Source organism: Coprococcus sp. AF16-22 (assembly GCF_003461545.1).
Lineage (GTDB): Bacteria > Bacillota > Clostridia > Lachnospirales > Lachnospiraceae > Coprococcus > Coprococcus aceti.
On the sequence record NZ_QTXH01000005.1, the window covers coordinates 25437 to 47222 of the forward strand.

General features: G+C 45.2%; 17 protein-coding genes and 1 riboswitch. All 17 genes read right to left on the bottom strand.

The genetic code is table 11. The features are described 5' to 3' along the window. Positions 1-126: 126 nt before the first annotated feature. A complete protein-coding gene (locus DWW60_RS07260) occupies positions 127-390 on the bottom strand; it encodes an HPr family phosphocarrier protein (RefSeq protein ID WP_015534007.1) in 264 nt (87 codons plus the stop codon). A gap of 401 nt (positions 391-791) precedes the next feature. After that, positions 792-2858, bottom strand: coding sequence for a PTS fructose transporter subunit IIABC (locus tag DWW60_RS07265; protein WP_117874806.1), 2067 nt, complete (start codon positions 2856-2858; stop codon positions 792-794). A 103-nt stretch (positions 2859-2961) separates the two neighbouring features. Beyond that, positions 2962-3864, bottom strand: coding sequence for a 1-phosphofructokinase (pfkB, locus tag DWW60_RS07270; RefSeq protein ID WP_117874808.1), 903 nt, complete (start codon positions 3862-3864; stop codon positions 2962-2964). Then, positions 3864-4613: a DeoR/GlpR family DNA-binding transcription regulator gene (locus tag DWW60_RS07275; protein WP_015534010.1), complete on the bottom strand. Its 750-nt coding sequence runs from the start codon at positions 4611-4613 to the stop codon at positions 3864-3866. Before DWW60_RS07275 ends, pfkB begins: the two co-directional genes overlap by 1 nt. 397 nt (positions 4614-5010) lie before the next feature. Next, a complete protein-coding gene (locus tag DWW60_RS07280; protein ID WP_015534011.1) occupies positions 5011-5943 on the bottom strand; it encodes a cation diffusion facilitator family transporter in 933 nt (310 codons plus the stop codon). 176 nt (positions 5944-6119) lie between these two features. Continuing rightward, a riboswitch (NiCo riboswitch) is annotated at positions 6120-6203 on the bottom strand. A gap of 73 nt (positions 6204-6276) precedes the next feature. Beyond that, positions 6277-9045: a glycoside hydrolase family 3 protein gene (locus DWW60_RS07285; RefSeq protein ID WP_117874810.1), complete on the bottom strand. Its 2769-nt coding sequence runs from the start codon at positions 9043-9045 to the stop codon at positions 6277-6279. A gap of 167 nt (positions 9046-9212) precedes the next feature. Next, complete coding sequence (locus DWW60_RS07290; protein WP_015534013.1) at positions 9213-9890, bottom strand: vWA domain-containing protein; 678 nt, start codon at positions 9888-9890, stop codon at positions 9213-9215. A 198-nt stretch (positions 9891-10088) separates the two neighbouring features. Beyond that, on the bottom strand, positions 10089-11156 hold the full coding sequence (locus DWW60_RS07295) for a macro domain-containing protein (protein ID WP_117874812.1): 1068 nt from the start codon (positions 11154-11156) through the stop codon (positions 10089-10091). A gap of 29 nt (positions 11157-11185) precedes the next feature. After that, positions 11186-12430, bottom strand: a complete 1245-nt coding sequence (gene argJ / locus DWW60_RS07300; protein ID WP_022216915.1) for a bifunctional glutamate N-acetyltransferase/amino-acid acetyltransferase ArgJ — start codon at positions 12428-12430, stop codon at positions 11186-11188. A gap of 245 nt (positions 12431-12675) precedes the next feature. Next, a complete protein-coding gene (gltX, locus tag DWW60_RS07305) occupies positions 12676-14352 on the bottom strand; it encodes a glutamate--tRNA ligase (protein ID WP_117874814.1) in 1677 nt (558 codons plus the stop codon). A 145-nt stretch (positions 14353-14497) separates the two neighbouring features. Further along, complete coding sequence (locus DWW60_RS07310; protein WP_015534017.1) at positions 14498-15016, bottom strand: pyridoxamine 5'-phosphate oxidase family protein; 519 nt, start codon at positions 15014-15016, stop codon at positions 14498-14500. A 105-nt stretch (positions 15017-15121) separates the two neighbouring features. Then, the gene (locus DWW60_RS07315; protein ID WP_117874815.1) at positions 15122-16006 is read right to left on the bottom strand and encodes a diacylglycerol/lipid kinase family protein; all 885 of its coding nucleotides are present in this window, start codon (positions 16004-16006) and stop codon (positions 15122-15124) included. Next, positions 15981-16730, bottom strand: coding sequence for a lysophospholipid acyltransferase family protein (locus DWW60_RS07320; RefSeq protein WP_055147142.1), 750 nt, complete (start codon positions 16728-16730; stop codon positions 15981-15983). The genes DWW60_RS07315 and DWW60_RS07320 overlap by 26 nt, the downstream gene beginning before the upstream one ends. Further along, entirely contained in the window at positions 16727-17683 is a 957-nt protein-coding gene (locus DWW60_RS07325) for a Gfo/Idh/MocA family protein (protein WP_117874817.1), read from the bottom strand. The genes DWW60_RS07320 and DWW60_RS07325 overlap by 4 nt, the downstream gene beginning before the upstream one ends. Before the next feature lie 297 nt (positions 17684-17980). Beyond that, on the bottom strand, positions 17981-18955 hold the full coding sequence (locus DWW60_RS07330; protein WP_015534020.1) for an aldolase catalytic domain-containing protein: 975 nt from the start codon (positions 18953-18955) through the stop codon (positions 17981-17983). A 301-nt stretch (positions 18956-19256) separates the two neighbouring features. Continuing rightward, on the bottom strand, positions 19257-20675 hold the full coding sequence (locus DWW60_RS07335; RefSeq protein ID WP_117874819.1) for a glycoside hydrolase family 1 protein: 1419 nt from the start codon (positions 20673-20675) through the stop codon (positions 19257-19259). A 99-nt stretch (positions 20676-20774) separates the two neighbouring features. After that, on the bottom strand, positions 20775-21740 hold the full coding sequence (locus DWW60_RS07340; protein ID WP_117874821.1) for an ROK family protein: 966 nt from the start codon (positions 21738-21740) through the stop codon (positions 20775-20777). Positions 21741-21786 lie beyond the last annotated feature (46 nt).

The window sequence follows — 21786 nt, forward strand, 5'->3', positions numbered from 1 at the left end:
CCAATTATTCTCTATACAACAAATGGTACTCCAGCCGAGTACCATTTGCCTGTAACCTGTACTGAAGTCTGATTTCAGATTTCATATATAAATAGTCCGCTTCGACGTCAGGGCAATGTACTTATATTACTCGCCGAATCCTGACTCGATGAGCTCAACTGCCTTTGCAAGAGCCTCCTTCTCATCCGCACCGTCACACTCTATTGTAACCTCTGCACCGCACTTGATGCATGCTGCGATGATGAGCATTACGCTCTTGGCATTGATCTTCTTGCCTGCTACGTCGAGAGTTACTGCGCATGAGAACTTTGTCATCTCCTTTGCAAATACTCCTGCTGGTCTCATGTGAAGTCCCTGTTCATTTACTACTTTTACTGTCTGTGCTACCATAATTTCTTCTCCTTCTTTTACGGACGGACCACCGGTATTCATTATGAAGCTTTGGGCTAATGACACATCCTTTTCAGGGTCGCTCCCGCTTATTTCGACCTGCAGCGGTACTAAGGTGCCGCTTATCGCGCCACCTAAGGACCGGCGGTCTCAAATTCCCTTCAAAGGATGTGTCAGTATCCAGCAGCCAATCTATTCTGTGCGTGGTCCTGTCTCTTAATAAAATCTTATATTTGTGGAATTTCGTGAAATAATCCTGTTTCATTCTAACCATATGGTATCACAGCCAGATGACCTGCCATCTTTACTTGATCCATATTTTTATCAGATTTCTTTCGCAAACCCCAATTGTATAAATTATAACATTCTGTCGTTTTTTGTGCATTACTTTTGTGCATTTTTTACTCCTGCACGTTTCTCTTGATAAGACCGAGCATGATACATGTGATCACTGATCCTACAAGCCATGAGAAGATGTATGGTAACCAGTTGCCTACTGTTGCGAATACAAAGATTCCGCCGTGAGGTGCCATCAGTGTACATTTGAATGCTGCTGACATTCCACCTGCAACTGCTGCGCCTACGAGTGTACATGGTATTACGTGGAGTGGATCTGCAGCTGCAAATGGTATTGCACCCTCTGTGATGAATCCACATGACATTACAATATTTGATACTGTTGAGTTTCTCTCTGCCTTTGTGAACTTCTTAGGGAAGAAGATACATGCAAGAGCAATTCCAAGTGGAGGTACCATACCACCTACCATAACTGATGCCATTGAGATATAGCATGCCTGAACTGCTGGATCTGAGAGCTGTGCGCCGCCTGCGACAAGCTCTGACGCTGTTGCGAGAACCATTGTTCCGTATACATAAGCTGCCTTGTTTATAGGGCCGCCCATGTCTATCGCCATCATACCGCCAAGGATAATTCCAAGTGGGATGAGAAGATTTTTATTTGCAAGGGCTGTCAGCATATCTGAAAGTTCTGTATTGATAAGTCCAATAATTGGATTGAGTACAAATATCATAAGTACTGCAACTATAAACATACCAACAAGTGGATATATAAGTGTTGGCTTAATTCCCTCCAGTGACTTAGGGAATTTGGAGCAGATCTTTCTAAGAAGAAGAACTACATATCCTGCAAGGAAACCTGCTGCGATACCGCCGAGGAAACCTGATACTGTATTTCCGCCGCCCTCTGCTACAAATCCAAACTTTGATATAAATGACTGGAATCCGCCAAGGTTATCTCCTGCCCATACATAACCAGACAAGGCTGCATTTCCGGAAGATGCCAGGATACCGCCAAGGAAACCAACCGCAAGTCCCGGTCTGTCTGCTATAGACTCTGCTATAAATCCTGCAAGCACCGGAACCATCACGCCCATCGCCAGGCCACCGGCATACTTGAAGAATGCTGAGAGCGGGGTCATGGAACCGAAGTTGGATCCACCTGTTGCACCAAATCCGCAAAGTGTATCTATAAGGAATGCAAGAGCTGTGAGGATACCACCGCCGATTACGAATGGGAGCATGTGTGATACTCCGTTCATAAGATGCTTGTATATTCTGCTTCCCACACTGCCATTTGCACTGCTTGACTCTTTTCTGCCGCCCTCCTCGTGGTGAACAGGAACCTGACCATCCACGATCTTCTGTATGAGCTCCTCAGGCTTGTGTATTCCGTCTGCCACTCTTGTGAAAAGAACCGGCTTTCCATCAAATCTTGCTGTTTCAACACTCTTGTCAGCTGCAACTATGATACCATCACAGTTTGCGATCTCTTCATCAGTAAGTATATTTTTTGCTCCGCCTGAGCCATTTGTCTCAGCCTTTAAGGCATATCCCATCTTGGCGCCGGCCTTCTCAAGTGCCTCAGCTGCCATATATGTGTGAGCTATTCCTGTAGGACACGCTGTAACGGCAAGCACTCTAAAGCCTTTCTTCTCAGGAGCCTTCTCAACTGCCTTTTCCTCAGGCTTCTCTGCTGTCTCCTCTGGGAACTTTGCGTTCTCATATTTGTCAACGACTGCAAGGAATGCATCCTTGTCTGCTGCCTTCAGAAGCTCTGCTCTGAAGTCCTCATCCATGAGGAGCATAGACAGTCTTGAAAGTACCTCAAGATGTACATCTGATCCGCTCTCTGGTGCTGCGATCATGAAGAACAGGTTTGATGGCTGTCCGTCAAGTGAGTCGTAATCAACTCCATCTGGAACTGTCATAGCTGCAAGTCCAGGTCTCTTGACTGCCTTGTTCTTGGAGTGAGGGATCGCTATTCCTTCTCCTATAGCTGTTGAGCCCTCTTCCTCTCTCTTAAGTATTCCTTCTTTGTATGTTTTCTTGTCTGAGATGTTGCCTGCTGCATCGTGCAGGTTTACAAGGTAGTCGATCGCTGCATCCTTTGAATCTACCTTTACACCCAGAGCAATGCTTTCCTTTGATAAAAGCTCTGTGATTCTCATAAGCGTAACCTCCTCTTAAATAATCAGCCGCATCCACATATGCTGCTGTGCGATATCTGAATCTCCTAAGTATTCCCTCTCACGACGGAACACGTACGTTTTACTATAACTGCTTGTAGAGTTCTTCTACTTTGTCCGCTGTGGCAAGGCCTTCTGAAAATGCTGTGGCACTTCCGGTTGCTGTTCCTCTCTTCAGCGCTTCCATGTAATCGTGATCCTTCAGGTAGCTTGCTGTAAAACCTGCCACCATAGAATCACCTGCCCCTACTGAGTTCACAACTGTTCCCTTTGGAACTCCGATCTTGTGAACCTCTCCTGTCTCTGTGATAAGTATTGCTCCATCCCCTGCCATGGATATGAGTACATTTCGTGCACCCATGACCTGAAGCTTCTTCGCATACTCAACGATCTCGTCGTCGCTCTTTAAGACTACTCCGAACATCTCGCCAAGCTCATGGTTATTCGGCTTGATGAGGAATGGATGGAACTTCAATACATTGAGCAGAAGATCCTTTGTCGCATCCACCACGATGTCGATGTTCCTGTTCATAAGCTTCTCCATGATCTGCTCGTATATGTCAGATGGAAGTGAAGCAGGGATGGTTCCCGCAAGTATCAGGCAATCTCCCGACTGGAGCTTGTCCAGATTGTCAAACATCTGCTGAAGCTCATCTTTCTTAATGTCGGGTCCCTGTCCGTTGATCTCCGTCTCCTGTTCTGCCTTGATCTTGACGTTTATCCTGCTGAGACCATTCTTCAGCTGGATAAAATCTGTCTTAACTCCCATGGCCTTGACTCCGTCCTCAATCTCCTTACCGGTAAATCCAGCAACAAAACCGAGAGCTACGGAATCAACTCCTATGTTCTTAAGTACGGTGGAGACATTGATACCTTTACCGCCATAGAATATGGCTTCTGACTTACTTCTGTTCACCATTCCAAGCTCAAGGCTGTCCATCTTGACAACATAATCGAGCGCCGGATTGAATGTCACCGTATAAATCATTATCTGAGTACCTCCTTTACAACTGTGGCGTCTATGTACTTATCATTTACAAGTCTGTCAGTGATAATACAGGCTTTTTCGATTGCTGCAAATGTCACTGCCGTCACCTTGTCGAACTTGCTGCTGTCAGCAAGGACTATGCTCGCATAAGATCTGTTCACCGCTTCCATCTTCACCATAGCCTCTTCCACATCAACCGTTGTGAATCCGTAATCCATATGGATTCCATTCGTTCCAAGAAAGCACTTTGTGAAATTGAACTTTTTCATGGAATTGACTGCCTCGGCTCCGATGATCGCCTCTGTGATCGGCTTAACAAGTCCGCCTATCATGTATGTTCTGAGGTTCTTCTTCAGAAGTCTCTTGGCATGTGCTATTCCATTGGTGACAAATGTAGCATTTGTTTCGCCGATATAGTCGATCATGAGCTCCGTGCTGGTTCCTGCATCTATAAATATGAAATCTTCATCATTGATCATCGTTGCCGCATATTTTGCAATGGCACTTTTCTCTTCGACGTTGAGCTGTGCCTTGGCTGAAACCGGTGCCTCATTGGTGATATATTCATGCTCGATCGCCTTGGCACCACCATGGAATCTCTTGATCTTACCCATATCGTCCAGAGCTATCAAATCTCTTCTTATAGTAGATTCTGACGCTCCCGTGATCTCCGTGAACTCTGCAACTGTCATAGACTTTCTCTCTTTCAGTGCATCTAAAATCGCTGTGTATCTATCCTCGGTCATCATAATAATTGCCTCCTGCCTTTTAAGTATGTCTCCTGTATATGTGTTTTTCGTGTTTGTGTATTTTCTTTTTTCGTGGCTTTTCAGAATGCATATATCTGCATCCGGTGCTTTTAACTTTTCTTTAGGATAACATATTTTTTGACTGTTTTCAATTATTTGTGATTGTTTCAAGGTGGTTTTCACTTGATTTCAGTCACTTTCAATCAATCTATATGCATAATATCATCGCAAATGAAGATTGTCAATCATTATTCTGCATATCTTTGAAGATTTTTGAATTATTTTGATTGTTTTTGACTATTTGCAGGCTTTGTACTCGTTTTGCAGCTTCCAGCACACAAAAATAAGACACAGACCAAATCTGATCCGTGCCTTACTCTGCGTTATCAATCTATGATTATTCTGCCACATCCGCAGGATTGACATGCACCATCACATGCTTTACCTTTGGAAAATTCTTCTCTATTCCCTCATGGACCTCTTCCGCTATCTCATGCGCATGTCTTAATGTATATGAACCGTTTACACCTATCTCCACATCTACATATATTTTGTTGCCAAATATCCTTGTGTGGAGAAGATCAACACTGAGAACTTCTTTCTGGGCGAGCACAAAATCCCTCATCTCTTTCTCTGTCTCTTCATCGCAGGAGTGATCCACCATCTTATCCATGGCATCCTTGAAGATATCGTATGCCGCCTTAGCTATGAATACAAAGATAACAATACTTGCAATGGAATCCATAACCGGGAATCCCATCATCGCACCACCGATACCGACAAGCGCGCCGACCGATGACAGCGCATCTGATCGGTGATGCCATGCATCTGCCATAAGTGCGCTTGAATCTATCTTCTTCGCATAGTGTCTTGTGTACCAGTACATTATCTCCTTTGTGACAATGGATACAACAGCCGCCACCAGTGCCAGCATCCCCGGTTTCTGCAGGCTTTGGTAATTGCCTCCGATTATGTCCTTAACCGCCTGCGAGCCGATCTTGATACCGGTATACAGCAGCACTATAGACAACACGATCGCTGCCACACACTCAAGCCTCTCATGGCCGTAAGGATGCTCCTTGTCGGATTCCTTCGACGCTAGTTTTACTCCAATTATCACTATTATGGTGCTGAACACGTCTGATGCTGAATGTACCGCATCACTTATCATTGCATTTGAATGTGCAAATATTCCCGCAAATAATTTGAATACTGACAACAGTACGTTCTGTACTATCGTTATAAACGATACTTTATTTGCAACCTTTTTAAACTCATCCTCTGATACGGCAGATGCCGCCATCGTGTTTATTTTGTTTGCGCTTTCCATATAATCAGCCATCCTTTCTTAAATGAACACCAGTCTATTGATAATCACCTTAATCAAAAGACCGATGCTGTGCGATCAATAAATTTCAGAAAGCTCTTATCACTAAATATATGTGGGAGATTTTATAGAATGTCTAAAAGAGTATAAAAAAACACCCACGACTCAGTATTAGTAACTACTGTCCCGTGGATGTAAAGATTCCACTGCCATGATGGCCCGACTCCTTGGCTTTCGCCAATGGTCTGCTCAGTTTGTACTGTAGATTTATATGCAGTGCAAAGAGTTAATTTAGGTTACCATCTATGGCAGTCTATGTCAATATTTATTTTCAGATCAAAATTCTTTTTCAAAACTGAACTTAATATCCTTGAGATCAAGTCCATTCGATTTCACATACAGTCGGAGCACATTGAATCTGCCGTAAAATTTGACCTCTTTCCTGATCACAACATCCTTGCCGTCAGTTCCGTTAAATGTGAAGTTGCTCACAGGGAATCCGTTGAAAAACAGGGTACACGGCAACTGGGCAAGCTTTTCGAGTGTCGAGCTTCCCCTCAGGCTCACCTCATACTCTCCCGGATGTTCAACATCAAGTGCTATGACATAATTCGTGTCGGCGGTGCTGGCCTTCTCTGTCAGATCTATAAGTATGTCTCTGTCGACATTGATGTATTCCACATCATCAATTGAAAAATCGTCCGCCTGCTTTGGACGGTTTATTATCTCTACCTCTACAGGCTCTCCCACAAGACGCTTAAATGCATTCGTATTCATGGCAAAGTTACACACATTCTTTGCAATTCTCTGAAGCTCAGCTCTCAATATACGTCCGTCCTGAAGTGCCTCTATGACATTATCTCCGCCCATGTTCTTCGAGCCGTCCGGGCAGCACATATACATGTCATTCTGTGCCTGTATCATAGTCGCAAAGTCATTTGCATCCGGCTCCATACCCCTACGGTTGATGGATGCCCACCAATCTGTCATGACCACGCCTGTAAATCCCCACTCATTTCTGAGTATCGTGGTATTCAGATCATAACTTCCTGCGGTGTAGAGACCATTTACCAGACCATATGTTGTCATGACAGAGTCGGCATATCCTGACTTGACAGCTATCTCAAATCCCTTCAGGTATATCTCCCTGAGTGCCCTCTGGGAGATGACCGAGTCAGTTGTATGGCGGTGATACTCCTGATTATTTCCGCAGAAATGCTTGATCGTTCCGGACACGCCGCTGGACTTAAGTCCCTCTAACTGTGCAGTTGCAATGTAACCCGTAAGGTATGGATCCTCGGAGAAATACTCAAAGTTTCGTCCATTAAGCGGGTGACGGTGGATATTCATTCCCGGTCCAAGAAGAACCTCAACCTTATTTGCTGTCATCTCAAGTCCGAGAAGTGCATACAGTCTGGTGTTCAATTCTTTGTTAAATGAACATCCGCACAGAGTGCCATTTGGAAGTGAGAATGCCTTCATACCTGAGTCGAGTCTCATTCCCGATGGTCCGTCATCACAGCACACCGATGGAATCTTATGTGCGATCAAATTTGGCGATACCCCGGCAAATGCTGACGCTGTTCCCGCCGTCACAAGAGAACTTCCCATTCCCTCTCCGCGGACAAAGCATGCCAGATCCTCATCATCAAACTGCGCTATGAACTCATCCATGGTGGCCCTACCTTCCCTTACATCAAGAAGCGTAATTCCCTTGTCACCGGTAACCGGTATCTCCTCCGGCAGTTCCTGCTCTCTCCTGTCATACATATCAACAGTGACTAGAGGTGTCTCCTCATACTCTATAAGCATCCTGCCGTTTTCATCACAGAATGGTTTCATGCGGTCAAACTTCTCATAAGGTGCAAGTGCCTCCTGAAGCTTCTGAAGCTCCACAGTCTCGGCAAGCTCAAAGAACAGACACTCTGTTGTATTTCTTATGCTGTTTCCTACATGGATAGTGTAGTCTCCAGCTTCAAGCACATAACAGTTTCTATGGCCTGTCGCCCCTGAATCGTCAAATGATGCCATACGGTCAAGCGGGATCTCAAACTTCAGCTCATCGCTGAGTCCCGGAACAAGCTCCTTTGTCTTCGCAAAATCAATGAGTACTCTGGATGGCTTGCCAAGCCTGCCCTGAGGCATCTCACCGTACACCTGGACAACCTCCTTGCCAAGTCTCTTTCCTGTATTTGTGACTTTGACACAGATATTCGCCACACCTTTTTCAAAATCCATGCTTGCATGCTTTACGCCGATCTTGAAGTCTGTGTATGACAATCCGTATCCAAACGGATATCTGACCTTATCCTTTGCAAATGTCTCAAAGTAACGGTATCCCACATAGATATCCTCAGCGTAGAAGTTTCTCTCTTCGCCGCCGAAATTGTCATACGCAGGATAATCCTTGATATCGTAGGCTATCGTGTCTGTGAGTTTTCCTGAAGGGCTGACATCTCCTACGAGGACATCAGCCACTCCATATCCTCCGACCATTCCACCCTGCCATACATACATGCAGGCATCCGGGGAAATCGTGTCAAGAAATGACATATCTATAAGACCGCCGACATTCAAGAGAACGACCATCTTCTGGAAATTCTCTCTGACAAGTCTAAGCATATCAGTCTCTATATCAGTGAGCATAAATGCTCCTTTTTCAAGTGTATTGTCCTTGTCCTCGCCTGCCGTCCTAGCGATTATCACTATGGCCGAATCCGACTCGCCGGCAGCCTCCTGCACGAGCTCCTCTGTAACCGGCATCTCTGCCTGTGACCACGGCTCCTGTCCCCAGCCAAGTCCCAACTCCACAGGATGTTCCTTATCCCATGCGGCATAAGTCTCTGCCAGTTTCTGATTGACATTCACATCCTTGCACTCATTAAGTGCATCAAGGATTCCTACCACTCTGGCAACATTCACCATGCCGCCCGAACCGGTTCCACTCTTATAATAATGGTTCTGCATACGTCCAAATACAGAAACCGTCTCTCCCTGCTTAAGTGGCAGAGCTTTGTTGTCGTTCTTTAACAGAACCAGTCCCTCTGCAGCCATCTCACGGGCTGTCTTCTCATATACTGCCCAGTCAAGTACTCTATCTTCCATCTTCCTACCTCCCAATATATCTTTGCTCAATTCCATATGGTGATATTGTACATCATACAAGTAAACTTTGATATGGAAAACTTTAACTTTTTGCTGTGCAAAACGCAAGCGAGTCAGACAGTTTGCTCCCCATTCATACTGCCGGAAACGGAAGATATAGTTGTTTGTCATCTGCCACGCTTTATATAATCCTCATCAAGCTTTGTACTCCATTCCCTGTCATCGAGGGCGGCAGCCCCCGCCATCGGCTCGGATGAGCGCATCGCATGCACCGCATTCCCTACAGCTCCATACACATTCTCTGTTCCAGCCTCGTCGCACACATAATTCACCGCCCGCTCCGGTCTTATTCCAAAGCGTCCTGCCTCCATGACAGCATCGATATTTGCTCCGATGAAGATGAATTCCCAGCCATACTTTTTCTGCTGGCGCTTAACCATCTTCTGTATCATCTCATAGCTGTAATTCCGGCTGGCGTTCTCCATTCCGTCTGTGATTATCACGAACAATGTCTTCTCAGGCACATCCTCTTTTCTTGCATACTTGTGGATATTGCCGATATGGTGAATCGCACCTCCAAGCGCATCAAGCAGTGCTGTGCAGCCACCCACATAATAGTCATTGTCCGTCATCTCTGGTACATTCTCAATAGGAATCCTGTCGTGCAGTACTCTGCTGAAGTCGTCAAAGAGCACAGTCGAAACGTACGCCTCTCCATCATCACCGCTATTTTTCTTCTGCTTTTCCATCATTGAATTGAATCCACCTATCGTGTCAGCCTCAAGTCCGTGCATTGAACCACTTCTGTCCAGAATAAATACTATCTCCGTAAGTCCTTTTTTCATAATCATCAACCTCACATTCTTTTATCTTATTGTTTTTATGTGTCAGGAAATGCAAATGTGTAAACAATCTGCATGCACGTGCGTTTTAGAAATTAACCTTGGCATGTCCACTCTGCTTTCCCTTAATATGAGTTAATAATAACCTGTATAACAAACAAAAAGGTCACCCCGCAGGCGACCTTCTCATTTTACTTTGTTTTATTCTGACAGCGAGGCAAGTCCATAGTCGAACAGAACTATATTGATCTTTATGACGCTGTATTCTTTATGTACTATATGATACTCCACGATCTTGTCCGTCTGAGAGATCGGTGAGAGTGCATATCCGGCAAGCCCCAGGAAGTCAACAGTCTCATCAAGATTCAGGCGAAGCCCGACTGCCAGTGACAGAACTTTTTCCTTCGACGGCTTTATCCTGCCCTTCAGGAGCTTTGAGAAATACTGCTTGCTTATATTTGCCGCAGTGTAGACCTCTGAATTCTTAAGTCTCTTTTTGTTGATTAACTGCTGCAGATGTTTTTCAAAGCTGTCCGTATATATGCCCTTAAGCATGTCGTCCAAAGAACCATTTGAGTTGTTTTCATGTATTCCCGAACTCTTACCTGACTGTGCCAGTGTTCCATATTCCATAAACTGAGGTCTATGTTGACCGCAAAGATATTCTTCATCGAACCTTGCAGTGTCTTGGCATTCATCATACGATGACAAAGTACGATATTCACTCAGATTTTTTTCAGCAACATATTCGTCATCTATTAAACTCTTCACATCATCATACCATTTTCCTGATACATGATATGAATGATCATCAAACACCACAAGCGTGATGTCCATCTCATGCTCCTGCAGAAATGATGTAAATGCATCAATTGCGATCTGAATTCCAAGCTCTTTAGGAAAGCCGTAAGAGCCCATAGCCATCAGTGGAAATGCAATCGACTTGCATCTGTGTGCATATGCCATAACTAATGCTTTGTCATAACACCTTCTGAGAAGCTCCGGCTCCTGATGTCTTCCATCCACCCAGGCAGGTCCGCTTGAATGAATGATGTATCTCGCCGGAAGATCAAATGCTTTTGTGATTCCAACCTCTCCAGCCGCCAGAGTTCCAACCTTTGCCCTTGCCTTCAGAAGCCTGTCACGCCCCGCAGCCGCATATATTGCAGAGTCCACGCCAGCTCCCACGGCAACGTGCGGATTTGCCGTATTTACTACTGCATCTGCATGAACTTTTGTTATATCACTTCTAATAATCTTAAATGGCATTCGGCTGTCTCCCTGATTTGTTTGATATATTATGAACGATAATCCCCATTGATCTTCACGTAATCATATGTCAGGTCACAGCCCCATGCCTTGGCTGTAACATCGCCGATTCCGAGATCTATGTTGATGTGGATTTCATCTGAGCTCAATACCTTGGCTGCCTTCTCCTCTGAGAATGGTACGCCTGCGCCGTTGCGGCATACTGGAACCACGCCAAATTCCGACTCGAGATCTACTGCAACCTTGTCTATATCAAAGTCAGCCTCCGCATATCCGATGGCACAGAGAATACGTCCCCAGTTGGCATCCTCGCCGAACATAGCACACTTTGTAAGTGGGGAACGGATAACGCTCTTTGCCACGATAATGGCTGTGTCAAGGTCAGGTGCCCCTGCAACTGTACACTCGATCATCTTGGTTGCTCCCTCACCGTCTGATGCAAGCATCATGGTCATGCACTCCATAACTATATAGAGGGCCTTCTTGAACTTCTCATAAGCTTCGTTCTCCGTGTCGATGAGCTTGTTGCCAGCAAGGCCATTTGCCATGACTGTCAGGGTATCATTTGTGGACTGATCTCCGTCTACGGAGAGGCAGTTGTATGTAACCTTTACGATCTCTGAGAGCGCCTTCTGGATCAGCTCTGATGTGATGGCTATGTCTGATGTGATGAAGTTAAGCGTTGTAGCCATATTTGGATGGATCATTCCGCTTCCCTTTGCCATACCGCCTAAAGTACATGTCACACCGTCTATATCAAACTGGACAGCAACCTGCTTATCAACTGTGTCTGTGGTCATGATAGCATTTGCCGCCTTGTCGTTGCCGTCTGCTGTGAGACCGTCTGCAAGTTCTTTCATATGCTCCTCAAATGGCTCGATAGGGATGATCTGTCCGATGACGCCTGTTGAAGCATTGATGACAAGGTTCACATCTATACCCAGGGCATCCGCTGCAAGCTGGGATATCTTCTCAGCCTTCTCTATTCCATCCGCGTTGCATGTGTTGGCATTCTTGGAGTTTACAATGACTGCCTGTGCCTTGTTGCCAGATTTCTTCAGGTGTTCCTTGGTAACTGTAACCGGCGCGCCCTTCACCTTGTTCTGTGTATACACGCCTGCTGCCACACATGGCACCTCTGAAAATACCATTCCGAGATCATTCTTGTTCTTATCAGGGTTCAGTCCACAGTTAAGTCCATTTGCCGTGAAACCCTTGGCCGCACACACGCCACCGTCTACATATGTATAACCGTCATATATCTTCTTGTTCATAGTAATCCAATCCCTTCTAAATATATTTTAACCAATCTTCATCAATTGGATGTGCACAAGTATATAGTACAATCTGTAATCGTTTTGACATTAACTGATGCAGGACATACGAAGGCGCCGGCTCTCAGTGAGCCTGCGAGCGCTAGTGCCGCTGCAGCCTGAGTTGAGCGGGAGCGCTCCTGCATGGTTATGTCAAACACGATACAGACTATGTCAACTTAATGTGCACATCCAATTGATACATCCTATCTATTCACCCACGCAAGGAACTTGTCCAGTCTACCCATGGTCTTGTCTTTTCCGATCACGTTCATGATCGTGAACAGGTCAGGTGAGTTCTGCTTGCCTGTGATGGCAACTCTGACTATAGTACATACATCTGTGATGCTACCCTTGTATCCGTCAGGATTCTGCTTGTACTCCTTGACATTTGGACAGTAGCCGATCTTCTCGCCCATGACCTTCATGCTTGAGAACCAGTCTTCTGAGTCAAGGAAGAGATCCTTCTTGTACTCCTCGATAACCTCTGTGATCATCTCCGGTGTGTACTTCTCGTCTATCTCATACTGGAGATCCAACTCGTCCTCGGGAGTGTACAGATAACCAAACATAGCGCGCAGATCTGACCATTTGCCGACATCCTTGCGGACCTTCTTGCCTGACATCTTCCACAGATTGATGGTCTTCATGAAGCCGTCCTTATCCTGTGTGCCAAATGTGTATATGTTCTCGTCATGCTCCTTTGCCCACTCCATGATGAGGTCGTAACACTCCTCGGCTGTGAGCTTTGAGATCATCTCCTTGCTGACATCATTAAGCTTCACCATGTCAAAAAGTGCGCCGCTGACAGGCATCTTCTTGAGTGATAATGTAAAGTCGTCTATTGTCTTGTCTGCATGTGCTGCATGCCACTCTTCGTAGTTGGAGTTTGCTATTGTCATAAGGTACTCAAGCACGCTGACTGATGGGAATCCCTGCTCTGCATAGAAGCCAACCGCAGCCTCCGGGTCCTTTCTCTTGCTGAGCTTTCTCTTTCTCTGGTGCTCGCCCTCCTCGTCCACTGTAACCTCAAGCTTCATGATAGGTGCGATGTGCGCATACTTTGGAAGCGCAAATCCACACAGATCAAAGAGCTGCTTGTGAAGTGGATATGATGCAAGCCACTCGTCACCTCTGATGACAAGATTTGTCCTCATGAAATGATCGTCAACTGCATGTGCAAAATGGTATGTAGGTATTCCGTCTGACTTCAGAAGTACCACATCCATGACATTCTCAGGCATCTCGATCTTGCCCCTGATAGGATCGCTGTAGATAACAGTCTTTCCTGCCTCGCCCGGACTCTTGAGTCTAACAACATATGGCTCGCCCGCTGCAAGCTTCTCCTCTATCTGCTCGTATGTCAGATTTCTTCCTACTGCATACTCGCCGTAATATCCTATGTCAACCTTTGCAGCCTCCTGCTTTGCCCTGATCTCATCAAGCTCCTCGGCTGTTGTGAAGTCAGGATATGCATATCCCTCCTGCATAAGCTTCTTGACACATGTCTGATATATCTCTTTTCTCTCACTCTGCTTATATGGACCATATATAGTCTCACCGCCCTCAAATGGTCCCTCGTCAAATCCAAGGTCAAACTTCTTCAGCGAATTGATGATCTCATTTACACCGTCCTCAAGCTCTCTCTTTCTGTCAGTGTCCTCTATTCTGAGGTAGAACACGCCGCCACTCTGCTTTGCAAGCTTTCTTGAGATCATGGCTGCATACAGTCCACCGATGTGCATGTATCCTGTAGGGCTTGGCGCAAATCTTGTTACCCTTGCTCCCTCTGGAAGATTTCTCTCCGGAAATCTCTTCTCAAGGTCATCCACTGTATCTGTTATATCTGCAAATATCAAATCCGCTAATTTGTTGTAATCCATCTCCTGTTTTCACCTTTCTGCTATATCACTTATCATCAAGAGTCTGCTTGATGATCGCTTCATTATATCCTGTCTGATTATAATTTGTATTATGTTTTACGTCAATTCCTTAAACCACAATGGCAATTGCATAGATTCCATATACTTATCGCCTTGACTTACACGTAAAATTTTCCACAACTATCTCATACACATTTACCGCTGCAAGCATCTGGTCTGAGTAGTTATACTTCTTCTTTTCTACCTTGTCAAACGATCTCATATTCTCGGTATTTCTCGCAAGCTGATGATTCATAAGGCAGTTGAGTGCCTCGCACTTTTCCTCAGGATCTGTCAGCTTTCTGGCTGTGCCATTTCCCATGATACTGCTGTAGAGATAACCAAAGCTGCAGGCATTTGGTCCCTCAACCAGATAGTGATCTGTGTCCATCTCTATGGCCACCTTCGGATCCGCTGCCAGAGCATCCACCTTCCTGCCCTCACCGGCAGAGTGGAAATAAAGCTTCAGAACATCCTCCTCGTAGGTATAACCGAAATTCAGCGGAACTATGTACATTCCCTCTTCATCGTGAACCGCCATCCGGAACACCTTACACGAATCAAGTACATCCACTATCTCTTCACGATCTGTTATCATCCTGTCACTTCTCCGCATCTCCCGCATACAATACCTCCTTTTTCAGCGTACAATCTATTAAAATAGTATAAATGACGTCAGCATATTTGCAAGTTTTTTGAACTTTATATTATTCGGATTTTCAAAACTTTTTTATTTCTGATCCAGGCTCCACGCTTTAACTTTGTATGATGTAACTCCAAGTATCGTCTCACCGTCTATCTGAAGTGGTGTCGGACGATCAAATTCAACCTCAACCTCTTTTGCGTTGAATATATCAACATGCTTTTCGTACTTGACATGCTCCCCCTTGAATATAGAAGGAAAAATCATAAGGGTTCCAAGCTTGCCCTTGCCGTGGAACACCATAACCGAAACTGTATGCTCCGGATTCAGTCTGTCCTGCCCGGGGGTAGCCATCATTCCGCCGCCATAATATCTGCCATTCATGGTTGGCACGAGCCAGGCATTTTTATATTCATGACGGACTCCATCCACTTTCACCACAGCATTTCTCGGTTTGAATGCGTAGAACAGGCCTTTGATAGCTATAGCCGTGTAGTTCACAGGCTTGTTCTTATGAGTTTTCTCATTCTTTGTCCTCTGGCGGTCGCCCTCCTCACAGCAGTAACCGTCTATTCCGAATCCAACATTGTTCATGAACAGCCACTTTTTGCCGTTGATCGTCACCTCCGGCAGATGCTGTATGTACTGATTTATCTGGTAATCCGGAGTGTCATGACTGTTATGTCCTATGTCCTTTGCAAAGTCATTGCCGCTTCCGGAGGCATAATAGTAGATGGTATTCTTCACATCCATGTCCTTTATGTCATTCACAAATATGTTCAGCGTTCCGTCACCGCCGCACAGGATAACCTCGTCATCCTCTGCAAGCGATCCCATGAACTCCGCATATGAAGCGATCTCTGTCATCTTCTTGAGTATCGCATCAGGATATGTATCTGCAAGTGCCTGCACGTCATACATACATTTGCCGTTGCCCGCCAGTGAATTATATAAAATGTACTTCTTTCCCATAGTTTTTACCCTTTTCATCTTTCTCAAGGACAAGTCTCACCCTGTCGCTGATCTCATTCTTCTTCATTGCTTTTACCTCATCGGCAGGTATCACATCCACCACATCTATATAGACGTCAGATCTGCGCCTCAGCACATTCCTGTAGATATTCTCCGTTCCGTGTATCGCCATGACGACTATCGGCGCATGCGCTTTCTGGGCTATCCTGAAAACACCCGTGTGAAATGGCAGAAGTCCGCCCTGTCTGTTTCTCGTTCCCTCCGGGTATACTCCAACTGCCATATCTCCCTTCTGGAGAATCTCGGTAGCCGTCTTGATCGTAGACAATGCCTTACCCGGATCTGATCTGTCTATCGGCATAAAGCAGCATCTTCTGATGATCCTGCCGAATATCGGTATCTTAAAATTCTCCGGCTTGGATACAAATGCCACATCCCACTTCTTAAATACATGCCATTCTATCAGCGGATCATAATTTGACAGATGATTTCCCACAAAGAGTGGTTTGACATCCACTGGAATCTTCTCCATGCCAGTCACATGCATTTTCACTCTTAGAAACCACATGGCAAATCCGGTGGCACCATACAGCAGATGCCTGTAGAACCTGCTGTCCTCCGTATACTGCCTGTCAGTTCTCACGAACAGACTGCACACGAAGAGAAAAAGTATGTACATCAGAAATATGGCTATGATTCCGCCAAGTATATATATAATTATCACTTTTTATTCCACCCTTTTCTAATGTCATCCATAAGCTTCATCATATATATAGACTCTGACAAAGGCATCGATTTACTCTGGAACTGTCCCTGTCTGATCATATCAAGGCTTTCCATGACCTCGTACTCGTAGCCGCTTATCTGCTTTGGCACATCCACATGTCTTATCAGTCTGTCCTCGCAGTCAAATACATCTATCCACTGTGGATTATTTATATTCTGGACTATCATGTATCCCTTCTCACCGTAAAAGATGCCTTTTCTGTCTGATCTTCCGTACATGCTGTGGGTTGTCACTGCCATCCTGCCGTCTCTGTATTTGACGGTTATACTCTCCTGTCCGTCTACTCCAGTCTCGTGCATCATAACAGAGGACTCAATATCCGAGATATCCTTTCCCATATGCATGACAATGAAGTTCAGCCCGTAAACTCCCACGTCTAAAAGGGCACCCCCTGCCAGCTCTGGTCTGATCAGGCGCTCTATCTTTGATATCGGATAGGACAGATTGCAGGTCATTGTCCTGATATCCCCTATCACACCTGATTCAAGAATTTCATTTATTATCTGTCTGGACGGCATATACCGCGTCCATATTGCCTCAGCCACATACACCTTCTTCTCCGCTGCCAGAGCTGCGATCTCCTCAGCCTGCGCAGCATCGTAGGTAAATGCTTTCTCGCAGAGTACATTTCTTCCATGTTCTATGCAGAGCTTCATATGCTCATAGTGATGTGAATGCGGCGTTGCAATATATATAAGATCTATCGCGTCATCACTTACCAGTTCCTCATAACTTCCATAAGCCTTATCTATATCAAATTCCCTGGCAAATGCATTTGCCTTTTCCAAAGTTCTTGAACCTACCGCATACAGCTCCACATCATCCATCTTATTTATCGTATCTGCCATGACACCGGCGATCTTGCCTGCGCCTAATATTCCTATGTTCATATGCTGTCATCCTCCTGTTTTTTCTATCTGTTTTCCAGCGCTGACACTGCATATATATCTTCAAAAGTACATCTCTTTTTGTTTTCGACATATTTTGACACTCCATATCAGATTATAACACACAGACGGGAAAATAGAAGAAAAACTCCTGATGCCAGCGATAACTGACACCAGGAGTCCTCCCCTTTATCTTGAGCACCATAATAAGCACCCAACCCACTATATATGTTGTACTATGCATCTCTATCGGCTACACATATTCTACAGTGTAAAATATGTTGTTCCACAATCCGCATGTTACTCTCTGTACATAAGGTAGCTGTACATATCTGCATAATCATGTCTCTCATTCTTGATGAAATCGATGGCTTCCCTTGGATGCTGATTCAGCATTCCGGTCAGCATGTATGGCACATCATAGCCCCATACTGCATCTCCCTTTGCCTTGAGCGGAACCATGTACTGCTCTATGAACTTCAAGATGTGGTACAGGTTGTACTTTGGATTTCTGAGGAATCCAAGAAGAAGCTCAAGCGCACAATTTCCTGCGCCCCTGCCCATACAGCTTACAGTTCCATCGAGCATGCTCGCACCACTCCTCATTGCCTCAACAGTGTTGGCATAGGCAAGCTTTAAGTTGTCGTGTGCATGTATTCCTATCTTCTTGCCATACTTCTCTCCAACTGCGACATATTTCTCCGCGAGTTTCTTGATCTGCTCAGGGTACAGTGAGCCGTAGCTGTCAACAATGTATATTCCATCTACATTGCTCTTACCAAGCAGCTCAAGAGCAAGATCGATATCCGACTCCTGATCCTTTGAAACTGCCATGATATTGCATGTGGTCTCGTATCCCTTTGCATGTGCATCCTCAATCATCTCGATGGCTGCAGGCATGGTGTTGATGTATGTCGCCACCCTCACCAGATCGATAACACTGTCGGCTCTGTCGATGATATCCTTCTTGTAGTCGCATCTTCCGACATCAGCCATAACTGAAATTTTCAGATCTGTATTGTTCTCTCCAACGATGGCTCTTATATCCTCCTCGTTGCAGAACTTCCATTTGCCGAATTTGTTCACATCAAACATTTCCTTGGAGGCCTTATAGCCGAATTCCATATAATCAACCCCCGCCTTGATGTTCGCTTCATAGAGGGCTCTTATAAACTCGTCAGTAAAATAGAAATCGTTGACAAGTCCTCCATCTCTTATTGTTGCGTCAAGTACCTGAATGTCAGGTCTGTAGGTGATCAGATCTCCGCCTATCATAATAGTGTCCTCCTTCTTGTTTTTTGTTTTGATTTTCTCCTCAGTTTTCTCGGTTTAAACTTACGTCACTTTAACGCGTTGGTGTATGTTAGTAACTTTATTTAGTATAGCACACAAATAAATTAATGCAAGGACTTTATTCAAAAATGCAATCTTTGGTGATTCTGTTTTTATCCTTTTTCGCAGGGAAAGCAAAGTCTTAGGATAATTTTATCCTAAACAAGCGAAATATAGCCCAAAAGATACAACTTTCTGGAACTTTGTATCTTTTAGGCCTAAATTGTTGATTTCTGGATAATTTTTAGCTCAGATCCTCGCCGTTAGTCTCGATGACCTTCTTGTACCAGTAGAAGGAATCCTTTCTGTATCTCGCAAGATCCTTCATGTCAAACTCATCTCTGTTGACATATATAAAGCCGTATCTCTTGGTGATTCCTTCGTGAGTTGACACGAGATCAATTGCTGACCAAGGGCAGTAACCCATCATCTCTGCGCCCTCATCTGCTGCCAGCTTAATCTGCTCTATATGCTTTCTTAAGTACTCTATACGATAGTCGTCGTGTACCTTGCCGTCCTCTGTAAGCTTGTCATATGCGCCAAGACCATTCTCTGTCACAATCATAGGAAGGTGATATCTGCTGTACATCTCTCTTATAGTTGCCCTGAAGCCGTCAGGGTCTATCTCCCAGCCAAACTCTGTGCGGAGAAGATTTGGATTTGGATACGCCTTGTATACCCCCGGCTCAATACCGGCTGATTGCTGATCTTTTTTTTCTGAGTCCGTCACAGCAACCGGGCTGTCATCCCACTCAACCGTTGCAGTGTTATAATAATTGAAACCTATAAAATCAGGCTTTGCCTGCGCCATGATATCCATATCTCCAGCCTCAATAACAGGGATAGCGTCATGCTCTTCAAGGAACTTCCACACCAGGTCGTTGTATCTTCCATACACTGCCATATCAAGGTAAAGCCAGTTTCTTATCGCGTTGAAGTTCTGTGCTGCCAGGACATCCTTCGGCTTACATGTGGCAGGATATACCAGAGAGATGTTCGGGGCAGGACCAATCTTTGCTCCAGGGCACATCTCGTGGAGAAGTTTCATGGCCTTTGCCTGAGCAAGGAGCATGTGGTGATTCTCCTGATAAAGCTTCTTGTATTTATTTGTCACGCCCTCCATGTTGCAGGTTCCGATCACGTCACCCACAAGTGTGAGCATGTTCTGCTCATTGATAGTCAGCCAGTACTTTACTCTGTCGCCATAATTTGTGTAGAGAAGCTTTGCAAATTCAACAAACTCGTCAACACTCTCTCTTCTCGACCAGCCACCTTTTTTCTCAAGAGCCGCAGGAAGATCAAAATGAAACATTGTGACAAGCGGCTCGATTCCGTACTTGAGGCACTCATTTATCACATTGTTGTAGAAGTCAATTCCCTCCTGGTTGACTCTGCCGGTTCCCTCTGGGAGGACTCTGCTCCACGCGATGGAGAATCTGAATGTCTTGAATCCCATCTCAGCCATGAGGGCTATGTCCTCTGCATATCTGTGATAAAAATCAGCACACACATCCAGCTCACTTGTTCCCGCTGGAACTGTCTTGATATCCTGCACACTTGGACCCTTGCCGTGTGACAGATTGGCACCCTCAACCTGATATGCGCTTGTCGATGCTCCCCAGAGAAAATTCTCCGGGAGTCCATGTCTCTTTGTGATTATCATAATTTTCCCTCCATAGATTTACATTTTCAGTAGTATTTATAAAAGAGATGAACCATCTGTTCCAGTTCATCTCCACCTTACGTTTGTTTTATTGCGATTTTATTTCACACCCTCATACTTCTGCTTATAGTTGTAAAGCGCGCCAAGAAGATTCGAATCATTGCGGAACTTGCATGTGTCGATAACCATGCCATCGTAGGTCTTTGTAATCTTTCTTATCTTGTCCACATACTTCTTAACCCCCGGAACAAAGTTCGGGTTGGCACTCATTCCGCCTCCAATAAGTATGACATCCGGATCTATCGTCATGTACAGGTTACAGCAGAGCTTTGCTATGGAGAAGTATGAATCCTCAACCATATCTACGATCTCCTGATTGCCCTCATCTATCCACTGATATACCATCTCACCGGTCACCTCCTCAGGCTTCATATGCATGATCTTGGATGCCTTGTATGTAATGGAACTTGCAGTACATGTTGAGGTTACCATGAACGGGTTATATTCAAATGTCTCCTCAACAGTCAGCTCTTCACAGCATCTGACATTATCAGCTTCTTCCCTTGTCATGTTCATGAGGGCATATGACAATTCACCTGCCAGAAGTCTCTTGCCTCTGTGGATCTTTCTGTCAATGATTATTCCACCGCCGATTCCTGTACCCACGACAACGACTGCTGCATTTGTAGCCGTGCTGGCATTGCCCAGCCACAACTCTGCGAGGGCCGCACATTTGCCATCGTTCTCAAGGGCTACAGACACACCGCCGCATGCCTCTGATATGAGATCACCAAGATGTGCACCATCAAGATACTTGATCCCGCCACCGCCGTACACTATGCCGCGCTCGACATCTATCTGTCCAGGAAGCCCCATGGCAATTCCTGTTATGTCACAGTCCAGTACCTTCTCGTCATACACCTTCTTGATCTGCGCCACAAATGCCGGAGTTCCAGCCTCGGCATATCTGTCGGTTGGAGTCTTACCCTTTCCCGATATATTGCCCTCATCGTCCATTAACGCATACTTTATAAATGTTGCCCCTACATCAAATACTAAATACATAAGTCCCTCCTACTTTTCTCATTACCCATTGTTTTTTTCTTTCTAT